The sequence below is a fragment of the Vibrio neonatus genome, from assembly GCF_024346975.1.
Lineage (GTDB): Bacteria > Pseudomonadota > Gammaproteobacteria > Enterobacterales > Vibrionaceae > Vibrio > Vibrio neonatus.
The window spans coordinates 852,252-867,599 of record NZ_AP024886.1 but is presented as its reverse complement, the minus strand read 5'-3'; the positions used below and the strand labels follow the sequence as shown (position 1 = coordinate 867,599).

The following is a 15,348-nucleotide window of genomic DNA, read 5'->3' as shown; positions in this document are numbered from 1 at the left end:
AATATGAATTATATCTACTGAAGGAGCGGGGCTCTGCTCCTTCAGCACGTAGCTAACAGAATATAAGAGAGATACTATGAAAATTTCTAAATCAGTTATCGCTGTAGCGGTATCAAGTGTATTGTTATTTGGTTGTGATTTCGATGTTGGCCCACAAAGCAGCACTCCTGCTGCAGGTAACGGTAGTACAGGAAATGCGGGTAGTGTTGTAGTTCCTGATACTGGTAGTTCAGTTTCTAATAAACTGGCTCAAATTACGGATACATCGACAAGTGCAAAAGGTGAGCTTCGCCTTAAACTTTCTGAAAATGCAATGCAGGCGTCTGTTAAAGAAGTTGCAAAAGGTAAAGTAACTGTAGATTTAACTTATGCGGTAGAAGAAAATGCACCTGACGACGGTAAAGGTAACTATGCATATATTTCTCTCTATAGTGCTGGCGGAACTAGTAACGACTTTTTGGTTGGTGAATTAATTCTTAACGAAAAGGGCGATGTTCAACTTCGTACTGATAACAAAGATGACAACGGTAAACTAGAAATGTCAAATGCCATCGGGCACTTTGATGTTAATAAAAAACATGAAGTTGCGCTTGAGTGGGGTGACGGTCAATATTTTGTTTCAATTGATGGTACTCAGGTTGGGGCTGCTATAAATAGTCCTGTTACCAAACCTGTTCAGGTTGTTTCATTCAAGCTAGGTGATACTTCTAATACGACGCCTTATAAATTGTTGATTGATAATGTAAAAGTGATTGGCATTGATAGTCTTGGCGAAGAGACGGTTTTTGAAGATAATTTTGAAAGTCATTTAGTCGGAGATAGTTTAACTAGTAATCCTTACAATGATCATACAAATGAAGCTGTTGTAATCGGTGAAGGTAATACTGATACAGGCGCTACAGATGGAGCGAATGCTGGTTCTACTACAGCTACACTTACTGATGACTTCGAAAGCTATACAGTAGGCACACTAATTAGCAAAGCATCTACTGCTTGGAAAACAAATAATATTGTTGCAGATGCTAGCGGAACAACAACCGCTGAAGTTAGTAAAGTTGTTGCGAATGGTGGTATTAATTCGTTGATGTTAAAAGATGAAAGTACTACTACTAAACCGTTTGCTACTCGAGAGTTTAAAGCTGCAGCCCCAAGTGGTTCTGTCTCTATTGATGCTTACTTTTCTTCAGCAAATGTTAAATCTACATACATCAATGTTGGTGTAGGTAAAGACAATGCAGATAGATATTTTGAGCTTAAACAAACTAACAAAAAGCTTGAATATGAAGCAGGCGATACCGATATTAAAATCGCTGATATTACTCCTGATACATGGTACACAGTAAATCTATCTTGGACTCAGGATGGTACATTCTCAGTATCGTTGAACGGTAAGGTTGTGAAGTCAGGCATCAAACAGTCAACTACAGGTCTAGGTGCAGCAAATATTCCAACACAGTTAACGCTATACACTGGTGATAAGTCTGGCAATGCAAATACTGCATACTTTGACAACTTGAAGTCCGACTTGTTTTAGATATTAACGATATAGTCAATAAAAAAGTCTGGTCTATTAGATAGTCTTAGATTCCTTGTAAAGGTCTAGCCTGATGGCTAGACCTTTGATCTAGTATAAGGGTACCAAACTGAGGCTTTAACGAGGTTGCAATAGATTCTGTGTAATTGCCATTTAGCTAATGTGCTTTTTGAGATGTACTTCGAACTCGATAACAAACCAACTCATAACCTGATGCCTGTTTTGAATAGGCATCGTCAAATTCTTGCTGGCATTTTTTATCACTAGATGTACCATTTTTGCTAGGCTCCCATCGTTCGGGAAGATCTTCCTCTTTTTTGGTGCTTTATGTATTCTCTATTGAGAGATTCAATAGCATTGATTATGTAGATCGTTTCGCTGATATCTTCTGGGTAGTTAAGAGTGTATTGAAGTTATGCCAGTGATTGCACCCGAACCTAAATGGATATGGATGTGGATTGGATATTGACTGTCCAAGGCTATATAAAAGTGACCCAATTAGAGGAAAGCCACATCTTTTGTATACTGGAAGGCATACACGCTCTGAACTACTGTAATCGATCTACAGCCATTTTAAGTTGAGCATAGGTCCATGAGACTGTGTGTTATTTATAGAGTTAAATCATAACTGGTGTTTTTTACTAGCTTGGATTCATACGAACCTAAATGATCCTGAAGAGTCTAGGTTCAGGGCTAAATTGTACTAATTTAGACCTGATCTGACAGTTACCCACTTTTTACTTGGTGCCTGTCAGATGGTTTTCCCATCCTCTAATGTATCTATCGGTGTTCTGTCACAGCACATTTTTCCTTGATGAGTACGTTGATTGTTGTAGTAGTCCATCCATTCGTCCAGATCTTACTTTAATTCGTCCATTGCGCTATACAGTTTCTTTCTAAAAGTCACTTGATAAAACTCATTCAATATGGTCTTGTGGAAGCGCTCACAGATGCCATTAGTTTGTGGTGACATAGCTTTAGTTTTGGTGTGGTCGATATCATTAATTGCAAGATAGAGTTGGTAGTCATGCCGGTCGACACGTCCACAGTATTCCGTCCCACGATCAGTTAAGATTCGAAGCATTGGTAGTTCTTTAGCCTCAAAGAACGGTAGAACTTTGTCATTCAACATGTCTGAAGCCGTAATGTGTGTTTTGGTTGTGTACAACCCAGCGAAAGCGACTTTGATGTAGGTATCAACGAAGGTATGTTGATAAATGCGACCAACACATTTCAAGTTCCCGACATAGAAAGTGTCTTGAGAACCTAGATAACCAGGGTATGCAGTTTCTATCTTACCACAAGCTTCATCATCACGCTTCTTACGTTCAAGGGTTGCAACTTGTTCTTCATCTCAACTTATCCCTCCAAATTGCCTTTATCTAATTTCGGATAGTAGTTCAGTCCGTTTAGGTTTATATCCTTTTGTTACTGCTATTGAGTGTGTGTCCCCAAAAATTCAGATGATACGGAATTGAATCTGACTCGCTATCTTGAGGCTATATAGAAGACGTTGAGTATGAGGAAATAGTACTACTAAGGTTCTAACACTTATTATAACGATCTAAGAATCGGTGTGTGTCCTTAAAAAATCTTTTAAGCACTATCTATATATTTGCCATTCTACGAAGAAATACTAATAGCTGTAGTACCAATCCAATATGAACAGATCTTTGCTCGTAAGAATGTAATGAGTAATTGAAAATGCTTGGTTGGAAACGAGGATAGGGGAGTGTCAATAGGTTCGTATCAGGTAGTTCACATTATAATAGGGGCTCTGTATGTGAACTTTTTTGAGGTGTGCTGCGTGGTTTGGTATCTCAGTATTCTTTTTCTTAAATCTACACCACCTTAATAACCGCATAATAATTAAACGATCCAGTGAGACCTTGTACCAGCCCCGTCTTTAATAAGACAACTATGAACGGTGAAAATCAGCACCTAAAAAAATAAAAACCGAAAATTTAAGCAAAAATTCATAAAACAAGCAAGTTGACTACCTAAATTCCATGGTAAATGTGCGATCTGACTCCCGCTTCTGGTATGCACATTGCGCCTAATTAACTTTTTGTACTCACATCACAGTTTGCCTCTGAGGCTTCCACTAAACTAATTGTCATACATTAATTCAAATGTCGATGGATAAAAAAAGGTAAATCTCATCATGAATAAAAATAAAATTGCTTTAGTTGTAGTAGCAACACTGTTCACTGGTGCGGTAAGTGCAGGATCACTGAACTACCGTGGCGAATACAAACATAAAGACGAAGATTTCGCACACCGAATCAAAATTGGTGAGTCTGTGAATGTAGCAGATAAGACGAAATTGTACTTTAGTGTTGAGCAAAAGTTCCAAAGTGAAGCAGATGAGAATGGTCATCAAGCATTTTGGAGTCACGTAGAGCGTGGCGATTCAGAATTTGATTGGGGTGTTCGCTATGCATTGACTAAACAATGGTACCTACAACCTGGTATGCCAATTACATTTGGTAACGGCAGAACAACTTATAAACCTCAGTTCCGCGTTGGTTACAAAGCTGACTTCGGCCTAACAACTGCACTTCGTTACCGTCATGAGTTCCGTGAGTACACAAACGACGGCCAAACTATTTCTCTTGCAGGCGGCGGTTCAACTGACGTTTCTGGTAAAACAACTCAGAAAAGTAAAATCACACTTACTGGCTCTTACAAGATTCCAGTAGACAGCTTGAAAAACCTACGTTTGAGCTATGAAGGTAACTACACCAAGAGCCATGACAACGAGCGTCTAGCAAACAATGAAGATTGGGAATGGGATTTCGGTCTAATCGTTGGTTACAAAGTGGGCAACTTTACTCCTTACGCAGAATTCTGGACAGTTGACTACGGTTCAACTTCTGGTGACCGTCAGGCAAGAACTCGTCTAGGCCTGAAATACGACTTCTAAAAATAAATAAAATAACATCCAAAATGGGGTGAGTGCTCATAAAAAATAGATGACGCTCACCTACATAACAAACAGTGAAATATAAAGAGAGATAATATGAAAGTTTCTAAGTCAGCGATTGCAGTAGCACTGTCTACCGGACTTTTGTTCGGTTGTGATTTCGATGTTGGTTCTGAAGAAAGCTCTTCAGGTGGCGGGACTGTAACACCACCTAGCTCAGCTTTGTCTGGAGCTTACTGGGAATTAGCAGGTACATCTTCTTCAACACAATCTGTAGACCTACCTAATATTTATGTGTTTGATGGCACTAATCAAACTTATTACGATGATGATGCAACTCCAGGTGAGTACAAAATCACAGTAACTCCGTACACTGAATCTGATGGTGATATTACATTTACTTATTACCACGATGGTACCTCAACTGAAGTTGATGGTTCTTATACTTTGACTGACGGTGCGCTAGTTGTAAGCACTGGCGCTTTTGGTGACCTATCAGGTACAAACCAAATTGATAATGCTGACATTAAAGCAGCAGTAGAAAAAGCAAATGCTGATGCTGGCTTTAACAATGTTGTTCAGATCATCGATACTAAGACTGACGATACAGGTGAACTTCGTCTGAAATTATCTGATGGCTCAACGGGTGCATTGGTTGATTCAATTGCTCAAGGTAAAATTACCATTGATTTGACTTACCAAAAGCATGAAGACACTACTGAAGCTGAAGATACCAATGGTAACAATGCGTACATTAGCTTATACGGCACGGGTACTAGTAACTCTAACTTATACGGTGAGTTAGTTCTGAATGATGGTGAAGTATTCTACCGTTCAAATACTGTTGTTGATGGTAAACCTCAGCTTTCTGACTCAATTGGTACCTACACTCTAGGTGAAAAACTTGAAGTTGAACTAGAGTGGGGCGAAAACAACCAGTACTCTTTCAACATCAACGGTACTTCGTACGGTCCATTTGACTACGCGATGGAAAATGCAGCAGTACAAGTTATCGCAATTAAGATGGGCGACAACAGCAATACGACTCACTTCGAACTGCTTGCTGACAACTTCAAGGTTTACAACATTGAAGGTGACACAGAAGAGCTAGTATTTGAAGACAACTTTGATAGCTATGCAGATGGCCACAACCTGTCAGCTGACCCTTATAACAGCAACTCGAATGAAGCAACAGTTCAAAACCAATCTGGCGCTGCAGATGATGGCGGTTCAGAGGACGATGGTGGTTCTGAAGATGATGGTGGCTCTGAGGACGACGGTGGTTCTGAAGAAGTTGTTATTGCAGATGATTTTGAATCATACGACATTGGTGCTCAAATTGACGGTCTGAACGGTTACACTGCAACAAATGTTGATGGTACAACTACATTTGCTGAAGTTAGAGTTGACCCAACAGACTCTAATGGAAAATCTCTATATCTTGAAGATAACAGCGCGCTAGTTGCAGATTCTGACCCTGAAATTAAGGGTACGAAACCTCTAGTATCAAAAGAGTTTAAAAATGGTGCAGCGGAAAGTGGTTCTGTTTCAGCATCTGTTTATATCCCGTCTGATGGCTATGTTAAATCATCATATTTATTTTTAGGCACAGATAAAGGTGCTTCCTCATCAAAACGTTTCACAGAAATAGTTTTTGGAGCTAGTGATGTGAAATTTAGAGATGAAAATGCTTCTCAGCAAGATGTTGCTGAGTATGAACAAGATACATGGGTTGATGTTACTATTGCGTGGTCTGGCGATGACATCACACTAACTGTTAACGGTGAAGTGATTCCGGGTGATTTGAAAGCAGAATTTGATGATGGACTGGCTCCAACTACATTTGTTATGTATGTAGGTGATAATGGCACTGCGGGTACTTATAGTTATTTTGACAACGTAGCATCAGATTTGTTCTAAATCTATCTGACTGCATAAATAATAAGGTCGACATAAATTGTCGGCCTTTTTTTTAACTATATTTTAGCGAAAGAAATAAAATCAATTTCAGCTTCGACTGGTTGCATTTGTGATTATATGAAGGTAACACTTTAATCGCCTAGCGTTCTTAGCTTACTCCCACGCTATCTCTGAACACTTATAACAGTGATTGATATAGCGAAATATCTAGGAGTATCTCATGCGATATAGAGGTACGGGAAAAAGGGTGGCTTAACATAAGGTTGATGGGGGATTTCCAATACAGAGGTAGATACCATTATTGCAATTAAGATGTATTCTCATTAATGGCGTCAATAACAGTTCTTGTCTGATGTTTGTTCTTACGATTTAACACTCGTCTTATTATATGCGTAGCTTTCTTTGCAACGATTTAAGTGAAAAAGTCGTGTAATTGTCTATTTTTTGGATCTTTATTGTGAATATAACTTGCTTTTGCTATTTGTAATACAATATAATTTATCGGACAGCAACAGGCTACATATCGCCTGTTAACTGTCTGTTTTTACAAGGTCAAGTTTCTTCAAGCTAGGACTTTAAAAACGAATACTAAATAGGGTGGGCTTAAACCTAAGCCGGCTCTTGTTAGTAAAGCTCCATAATTATTATGAATAGCCTAAGCATACCCTTCTAGTGTTTAGGCTCGGTACACCACCGATTTAACCCATAGGCTTGCACTTGCCTATGGGTTTTTTTTTGACAAAACTTCACTGGTTTAGTCGCCAATGCCATCCAAGTTCTGCCTATTAATTGTATTTTTTGTGGCAGCTTAGGCCTCTTATACGTAAATCAAATAAGAAAACAAATCTGATAATCCAATTAATTATAAGTACCTTTATTAAATTTGTTTAGTCCTACAATTGTTAATGCTTGTTACGACACTTACATTTAACTGAACTGAGCTTTCTTACAAAAAAATACATTAAGTATCAGGTGCTAAGAGGGCTGCAGTGCCTATTTACGGCCTCCATTTGGCTATTTAAAAGGTGATCAAGAGCTGTTGTTGTCTATATTACAAGCAGGTCAATAGAGGAAGGAATATTTGTATGATTTAACCTATAAAAAGTCTTGCGTCATGCGTCACATTTATGAAGTATTGTAATACAAAAGATTTAAGTTAAGGATTAAACTGTACTGGATTTGAAATAATTATTTACAGTTATAAGGTAATGCAATGGATCTCAATACTACGATTGTTGGCATTTACTTCCTATTCTTAATTGCAATAGGTTGGATGTTTAGAACATTTACAAGTACCACAAGCGATTATTTTCGTGGGGGCGGTAACATGCTTTGGTGGATGGTTGGTGCGACTGCGTTTATGACTCAGTTTTCAGCATGGACATTCACAGGCGCGGCAGGTAAAGCATATAACGATGGTTTTGCTGTTGCGGTAATCTTTTTAGCGAACGCATTCGGTTACTTCATGAACTTTGCGTATTTCGCTCCTAAATTCCGTCAGCTACGTGTTGTTACGGTAATTGAAGCAATTCGTATGCGTTTCGGTGCTACGAACGAACAAGTATTTACTTGGTCTTCAATGCCTAACAGTGTTGTATCTGCAGGTGTTTGGTTAAACGCACTAGCAATTATTGCATCAGGTATCTTCGGCTTTGATATGACAATGACAATCTGGATTACAGGTTTAGTTGTACTAGCAATGTCAGTAACTGGTGGTTCATGGGCGGTAATCGCATCTGACTTTATGCAGATGGTTATCATCATGGCGGTAACAATTACTTGTGCTGTTGTTGCGATTGTTCAAGGTGGCGGTGTTGGTGAAGTAATTAATAACTTCCCAGTAGGCGACTCTGGTTCATTTATCGCAGGTAACAACCTTAACTACCTAAGCATCTTCAGCATCTGGGCATTCTTCATCTTTGTTAAGCAGTTCTCTATTACGAACAACATGCTTAACTCATACCGTTACCTAGCGGCAAAAGACTCTAAGAATGCTAAGAAAGCAGCGCTTCTAGCGTGTGTGCTAATGCTTGGTGGTGTATTCATCTGGTTCATGCCTTCTTGGTACATTGCAGGTCAAGGTGTAGACCTAGCTGCTGCTTACCCAGATGCAGGTTCTAAAGCAGGTGACTTCGCGTACCTATACTTTGTACAAGAATACATGCCAGCAGGTATGGTAGGCCTTCTAGTTGCAGCAATGTTTGCAGCGACAATGTCTTCAATGGACTCAGGTCTAAACCGTAACTCAGGTATCTTCGTTAAGAACTTCTACGAAACAGTAGTTCGTAAAGGTCAAGCGTCTGAGAAAGAGTTGGTTACAGTATCAAAAATCACTTCAACAGTGTTTGGTATTCTAATCATCCTTATCGCACAGTTCATTAACTCTCTGAAAGGGTTGAGCTTGTTCGATACAATGATGTACGTTGGTGCTCTAATCGGCTTCCCAATGACTATTCCAGCATTCCTAGGTTTCTTCATTAAGAAAACTCCAGACTGGGCTGGTTGGGGTACTCTGATTGTTGGTGGTATCGTTTCTTATGTTGTTGGTTTCGTTATCAACGCTGACATGGTATCTCACGCATTTGGTCTAGAAGAGCTAACTAAACGTGAATGGTCTGACGTGAAAGTTGCGATTGGTCTAATCGGTCACATCGTATTCACTGGTGGTTTCTTCATCCTATCAACTCTGTTCTACAAACCTCTTTCTGAAGAGCGTCAAGTAGACGTTGATAAATTCTTCGGAAACCTTGCTACACCGTTGGTTGCAGAATCAGTTGCTCAACAAAAACTTGATAACAAACAGCGTCAAATGCTAGGTAAACTAATTGCAGTTGCTGGTGTGTTCATCATGTTCATGGCTGTACTAAGCAACCCAATGTGGGGACGTCTAGTCTTCATCCTATGTGGTACAATTGTTAGCGGCGTTGGTATGCTTCTTGTTAAAGCTGTTGATAGCTCAGTAGACTCTTTAGAAGAGAGTGTTGCTAAGTAATCAACCCACTTAAGCTAAATTAATTGATGAATGCGGACAGAAATGTCCGCATTTTTTTTGCCAAAATTTGGTGTCATAAAGCTATTTATTGTAGTTGCAGCGTGGCGCTTTATCTTCAGGTCTATCGGCACTCTAGTTTTTGCTTATAAAGCCAATATGTTTAAGTGGTTAAATGACGCGTTCAATAGAATGTTTCGCTAACTGCTGCAAACAGCAATCACAATACTCGTCATCTTCTTCGGCATTTATGACTTTGGCCCGTTGTAAGTAGAGTGGCGAGCTTGGCTATTGCCGATACGTATAAGTATTGCTTTATTCGGGCACTTTTTTGCACTGACTTATTTGTGTTTATTCGAGTGCATTATTAGAGATCATTATTAGTGTCTGTCCCTAAATCTCCGGTCGACAAAATTGGTGTGTGTCCTTAAAAGCTTCCTTAAGAGCAGTGTGCCAACTGTTGCAAATAGAATTCACATTAGTTGCCACTCTCTGTGGTTGTTATGAGCTCGGCCTGTTGTAACCTGGTTAGGGGAGTATGGCGATTACAAATACGGATAAACAAAGTGTTATTAGTGCCTGTCCTTAAATCTTCGGCCGCAAATTACTAGATCAGTAGCATGGTATTAAAGAAGAAAATTGGTGTGTCATTAAATGCAATGTGCCAACTTTTGGGAATAGCAATCACATTAGCTGCCATCCTCTTTGGCTGTTATGAACTCGGCCTGTTGTAACCTGGGTAGGGGAGTACGGCGGTTACAAATAAGCATAAACAATGCTTTATTCGACCGCTTTCCTGCACTGGGTTATTGGTGTTTATTCAAGACCATTATTAGTGCCTGTCCCTAAATCATCGGTCACAAATTACTAATGCAGTGGCATAGTATTACGGAATAGAATTGGTGCCTGTCCTTAAAAACAATGTGTTTACGTTACATTTAATTCATGGTTATTAGTAATACAATATATATTGATAATGGATTTTAAAATCAAATATAGATGGCCATAGGTATGATTAATTAAAAATATATATAGCGGTAAGCGCTTGTTTTTAAATGTAACGAGATATTTCAGCGCTAATTTTAAAAGGATTTGTCACGATATTGAATCTTAGATCCAGATCACTTGTATGATTTATAGATAATTGAAACACGAGGTGCCTGTCACAATTAAAGCGTATTGTAGTACAAGTTAATCTTGGTTCTCGTTAAACTTTTCTAAATTTTATTAAACAGCAATCCCAAAAGGTTTAACGATGGATCTCAATACAACTATTGTTGGCGTCTATTTCCTATTCTTAATTGCAATAGGTTGGATGTTCAGAACATTTACAAGCACAACAAGTGATTACTTCCGAGGCGGCGGCAGCATGCTTTGGTGGATGGTAGGCGCAACAGCGTTTATGACTCAGTTTAGTGCTTGGACATTTACCGGTGCGGCTGGTAAAGCGTACGCAGATGGTTTTGCAGTAGCAGTCATCTTCCTTGCCAATGCATTTGGTTACTTAATGAACTACTTGTATTTCGCTCCGAAATTCCGTCAGCTACGTGTTGTAACGGTAATTCAAGCGATTCGCATGCGTTTTGGTAGCTTCAACGAGCAAGTATTTACTTGGTCTGGCATGCCAAACAGTGTTATTTCTGCGGGTATCTGGCTAAATGGTCTAGCAATTATTGCATCTGGTATCTTCGGTTTTGACATGACTACGACCATTATCCTAACGGGTCTTGTAGTACTAGTGATGTCTGTGACTGGCGGCTCTTGGGCGGTAATCGCATCTGACTTTATGCAGATGGTTATCATCATGGCTGTAACAGTAACTTGTGCTGTTGTTGCTATCATTCAAGGTGGTGGCGTTGGCGAAATCGTTGCAAACTTCCCAACAGATAACGGCGCATCATTCGTTTCAGGTAACAACCTAAACTACTTAAGCATCTTCGGCATTTGGGCGTTCTTCATTTTCGTTAAGCAGTTCTCTATTACGAACAACATGCTTAACTCATACCGTTACCTAGCTGCAAAAGATTCTAAGAACGCGAAAAAAGCCGCATTGCTTGCGTGTGTTCTAATGACTATGGGGCCAGCTATTTGGTTCATGCCTTCTTGGTTTATTGCCGGTCAAGGTGTTGATCTAGCGGCTATCTACCCAGAAGCAGGTTCTAAAGCGGGCGACTTTGCTTACCTATATTTCGTTGAAACCTTCATGCCAGCGGGTATGGTTGGTCTACTGATTGCTGCAATGTTTGCTGCAACTATGTCTTCAATGGATTCAGGTCTAAACCGTAACTCGGGTATTTTTGTTAAGAACTTCTACGAACCAATCTGTCGTCCAAACGCGACTGAAAAAGAGCTTGTAGTAGTTTCTAAGCTAACTTCTACCTTCTTTGGTATCGCAATCATTCTAGTTGCACTGTTCATCAACTCTCTGAAAGGTTTGAGCCTATTTGACACCATGATGTATGTAGGTGCGCTAATTGGCTTCCCGATGACTATTCCAGCATTCTGTGGTTTCTTCATTAAGAAGACTCCTGACTGGGCAGGTTGGGGAACTCTAGTGGTTGGTGCGGTTGTTTCTTACTACGTTGGTTTCGTAATCAATGCAGAAATGGTTGCAAACTGGTTCAACCTTGAGCCGCTAACAGGTCGTGAGTGGTCTGATCTTAAAGTTGCAATTGGTCTAATTGGTCACCTTGTATTTACTGCTGGCTTCTTCTGTCTAACGACGTTGTTCTACAAGCCACTATCTGCTGAGCGTCAAGCTGATGTTGATAAGTTCTTCGAAAACTTAGACACACCACTAGTTGCAGAATCTAACGAGCAGAAAGTACTGGATAACAAGCAACGTCGTATGCTTGGTACTCTTATCGCAGTAGCTGGTGTTGGTGTAATGCTAATGTTCTTGCTACCTAACCCACTATGGGGCCGCTTCATCTTCGTATTGTGTGGCGCGATTGTTCTAGGTGTTGGTTTGCTACTGGTTAAAGCTGTTGATGACACAGTTGAAGAACTGCGTGAACAAACTGCAGAATAATCAATAACGACTTTTTAATTGATGCGGGCTTGGTGCCCGCATTTTTTTGCTTTGCAATTCTTAAGTTTATAGAAGGGACAAAAATGAAAAAAACAGCAATCGCACTGGCCGCTGCGCTGACATTATCGGGCTGTAGTCTATTTAGTGACACCAAAACTGAATCCAACACTTTAGCGCAAGTTGATCGTTCAATGCTTTTAGACAGCCCACGCTTGAACGTGGTTGAGCGTGCATCGGTAGAAGATGCGTATAAAGGGGAAGTTGATGCACTTCGCACTAAACTTCTTAATGCTAAAGACGGCGATATCATCGAGATTGAAGCAGGCAAATATCGTAACCTGGGTCAACTAACCATCGAAGCCAACAATGTTACCATTAAAGCAAGAAAAGCAGGCACGGCTTGGGTAACGGGTCTTGTTCAGTTTGAGCTAAAGGGCAATGATATTACCTTAGATGGCTTGGTATTTACTGAAGGTGGTCCAAACGAGCGTTTTGGTGGCGTTCGCATGATGGGCGATCGCAATGTACTGAAAAATTCGACATTCTACTACTTTAATGACGATTACACTTATGAGCCTGATGCTCGTCGCTCTGAATACCCGAAGTACCTATGGGTTTCTTTGTGGGGTAAAGATGGTCAAGTCATCAACAACCGTTTTGAAGGCAAGCAGAAACGCGGCACTTTAATCGGTGTGCAAAAAGATGACACGCCAGATAATCATATTATTAAGCACAACATCTTCCTTGACCAAAAACCAAACCAATTTAATGAGTTTGATATTAAAGAAGCGATTCGTTACAACGGCAACAGCTGGGAAGCCATTCGTATCGGTGATTCAAAATCGTCACAGTGGCCTTCAAATAGCCAGTTTGTAGATAACCTATTGATCAGTATGGACGGTGAGCGTGAGCTTATCTCTATTAAATCAGGTGGCAACGTTATCGGTGGCAATACCATTTTTGAAAGCAGCTCTTTGATCTCTCTTCGCCACGGTAAAGCTAACATTGTTGAAGACAACGTGATTTTGGGCAATAAAAAGCTGTTGACTGGTGGTATGCGTATTTATGATGAAGATCATGTGATCCGTAATAACTACATTGCCAATACTCGCGGACGTGATGGTTTGATTGAAGGTAATGCCGATCTGCGTGGCGGTATCGTGATTAATACGGGTATTATTGATGTTAAAAACGGCGAGAAACTTGACCAATCGGTTAAGGGTAAAGAGCTGAATAAACAGTGGACTCCAAAAAATATTACAATAGAAAACAATACCTTGGTTGATACAGAGTGGGGCATTGTGTACGGCAACCAAACACACCGCGTAAGCCTATTTAATAACAAGGAAGTGTCTAATATCTTTGGTGGCGTAGACGTTCATTTCAAGCATAACTTGATTGATAACTCTAAAAACCCAGAGTTTGTTGCGGTTAGAGCAACTAAAGATTTCCCACTAGTCGGCGCAACTTATGCGGATGAAGTGTATGTTGGTGCAGTGACTGAAGCTGAGCTTATTTCTGACTACTCTAATAAGTTACCGAAGATTACTCATGTGAATGGTTTTGAAACAGCTGAAAATGCAGGCGCTGACGCTTCTAAGCTTAAGATCATTACAGCAGATGTTGCAGGCCCAGACTACGTAATCAAATAAAATATAACAACGTAGATGGTTAGGTAAAACAAAGGCGAGCAGTGCTCGCCTTTTTTAATCTTTATCTTTAATTACAAATACTTAAGCCATGCTTTTTGTGAGTTATGTTTATAATTGGCAAACGTTTTTACTGGCAAGTAGAGAGCGGTGGCGAGCAAAATAGTAGTCAACCAAATATAATCAACACTTGGTAAAGCAAATAAATCACCATAGTTTGACCCATAGGTATTGAGCATCAGGCGATAGCCAAACAGTAATACGTACAGGTGCAATATGTAGAAAAACATAGGTGCTGAACCAAAGGTTTGTAATGCGCGGGTTACACTATTGTTTATTTTTTCAAAGCACGGCAAAAGAATCATACCTAGCCCTAATGTCATTAAAATATAATGCAATGACGGTGGATACTTGCTGAAGTTAAAGAAGTCCATAATTGTTAGTATGAAAGTTGATTGAGCCTGCCAATCTAATGTTTCTCCATAAATATTGAATCCACGCAGTATCATCAATAAGCCTAAGCTTGAGGCGCCGAGTTTAATCAATATTGCGCGACGAGTTTTAGCATCATACGTTTTGCCAAAAATTGGGCCTACTGCATAACCGAGTAAGATCACTCCTATCCAAGGCAAGACAGGGTAAGAAAGCTTGATCTTTAGTGCACCTTCACTGACTAAGAACCCTGCATCATGCAAGATGGTCCAGAATATGTATCCAAACTCACCCGGTGCAAAGTTAATTGGTGTAAGAAGATTGTGCCCGAACACAATGAGTAGCCCAAGACCTGCAATCATGTTTCGCGGCAACTTACACAGCAATGCGAGTGCGATCATACTAAGCCCAATCGCCCAAATTACCTGTAGATAAAGTGTTTCATACTTACCAAACCAAGATAAATTAATGAGCGTAACTTCGATAAAGATCAGAAATAGCCCACGCTTTAAAAGAAATGCGCTTGGATCTCTTTTGATGCCGTTGTTTGGATTTGCATACAACCAAGCAGACAACCCAGTAAGAAATACAAATAAAGGCGCGCACAGGTGGGCAAGCAGTCTGGTAAAAAACAATTCCGGTTCAGTTTCAGTTAAAGACATTGGATCGGCAACGGGTCGGTGATAATAGAAACGTTCACGGACGTGATCCAACAACATAATAAGCATGACGATACCACGCATGACATCTATTGAAGCAAGTCGGGTAGTTGTTTTATTCGCGACGTTAGACGCGGTTAGATTTTGAGTTATAGTAGTCACATATGCACCTAGTTCTATTTTTTGTGCAAAGTATATTTATACAGTC

General features: G+C 39.9%; 7 protein-coding genes and 1 pseudogene. 6 read left to right on the top strand and 2 right to left on the bottom strand.

The genetic code is table 11. The features are described from left to right. Positions 1 to 76 precede the first annotated feature (76 nt). A complete protein-coding gene (locus OCU38_RS16155) occupies positions 77 to 1,534 on the top strand; it encodes a hypothetical protein (protein WP_261824502.1) in 1,458 nt (485 codons plus the stop codon). Positions 1,535 to 2,285: 751 nt separating this feature from the next. Here OCU38_RS16155 and OCU38_RS16150 read toward each other — a convergent pair. Then, positions 2,286 to 2,885: pseudogene (locus tag OCU38_RS16150) on the bottom strand (integrase core domain-containing protein); the annotation flags it as partial. A gap of 813 nt (positions 2,886 to 3,698) precedes the next feature. Between OCU38_RS16150 and OCU38_RS16145 the strand changes: the two are divergent. The 5 genes from OCU38_RS16145 (at position 3,699) to OCU38_RS16125 (ending at position 14,052) form a co-directional block, all read left to right on the top strand. Continuing rightward, positions 3,699 to 4,460 carry an oligogalacturonate-specific porin KdgM family protein gene (locus OCU38_RS16145; RefSeq protein ID WP_152820697.1) on the top strand — a complete coding sequence of 254 codons (762 nt, stop codon included), beginning with the start codon at positions 3,699 to 3,701 and terminating at the stop codon, positions 4,458 to 4,460. A 96-nt stretch (positions 4,461 to 4,556) separates the two neighbouring features. Further along, entirely contained in the window at positions 4,557 to 6,380 is a 1,824-nt protein-coding gene (locus tag OCU38_RS16140) for a hypothetical protein (RefSeq protein ID WP_261824501.1), read from the top strand. Between the two features lie 1,213 nt (positions 6,381 to 7,593). Then, positions 7,594 to 9,372 (top strand): sodium:solute symporter family transporter, encoded by a 1,779-nt coding sequence (locus OCU38_RS16135; protein WP_152820701.1) that lies wholly within the window; start codon positions 7,594 to 7,596, stop codon positions 9,370 to 9,372. Between the two features lie 1,252 nt (positions 9,373 to 10,624). Then, positions 10,625 to 12,400 (top strand): sodium:solute symporter family protein, encoded by a 1,776-nt coding sequence (locus OCU38_RS16130; RefSeq protein ID WP_261824500.1) that lies wholly within the window; start codon positions 10,625 to 10,627, stop codon positions 12,398 to 12,400. Positions 12,401 to 12,483: 83 nt separating this feature from the next. Continuing rightward, complete coding sequence (locus OCU38_RS16125) at positions 12,484 to 14,052, top strand: polysaccharide lyase 6 family protein (protein WP_261824499.1); 1,569 nt, start codon at positions 12,484 to 12,486, stop codon at positions 14,050 to 14,052. Positions 14,053 to 14,123: 71 nt separating this feature from the next. Here the strand turns inward: OCU38_RS16125 and OCU38_RS16120 are convergent, their stop codons facing one another. Then, the gene (locus OCU38_RS16120) at positions 14,124 to 15,302 is read right to left on the bottom strand and encodes a DUF1624 domain-containing protein (RefSeq protein ID WP_261824498.1); all 1,179 of its coding nucleotides are present in this window, start codon (positions 15,300 to 15,302) and stop codon (positions 14,124 to 14,126) included. Positions 15,303 to 15,348: the final 46 nt, after the last annotated feature.